This window comes from Treponema lecithinolyticum ATCC 700332 (assembly GCA_000468055.1).
Taxonomy (GTDB): domain Bacteria; phylum Spirochaetota; class Spirochaetia; order Treponematales; family Treponemataceae; genus Treponema_C; species Treponema_C lecithinolyticum.
In genome coordinates this window covers 427788-428169 of sequence record KI260564.1, presented here as the reverse complement: position 1 = coordinate 428169, position 382 = coordinate 427788, and the positions used below count along the sequence as shown (strand labels likewise).

Here is a 382-nt window from a genome sequence, read left to right as displayed (position 1 = left end):
GGGTAACAGTGATACCGGATTTGAGTTATGAAGTAAATGATGATGATAAAGAAATTGCAATGAATGTAAGAATAAAAGAATATGATAATGACGATATACGAGCGTATTTTGATAAAGAAATTGCAGAACTGCAATATAGTAATAAGATTGTAGATATAGTAAGCAAACGAGCGAAGATATAAGCGGTAATAAAGCAGCTATACTGCGTATTGAATACAAAAAATATGCGGAACTTAAGTTTATGCATTTTGTAGAATACGTGGGAATTTTATGTGAAAAACGGTATATCGTATTTAAGGCGTGGGGATTTTTAGATTTATTTGAACCGGGAGAACATTTGTGGCAAGCTTTGTACCGTTCGTTTAGAAGCGACAAAAGCCAA

General features: G+C 33.2%; 1 protein-coding gene. It reads left to right on the top strand.

Annotated elements, in window-relative coordinates; genetic code table 11:
- Positions 1-182, top strand: a 182-nt coding sequence (locus HMPREF9193_RS11305; protein ID WP_021687307.1) for a hypothetical protein, incomplete at its 5' end; no start/stop codon positions are given.
- Positions 183-382: the final 200 nt, after the last annotated feature.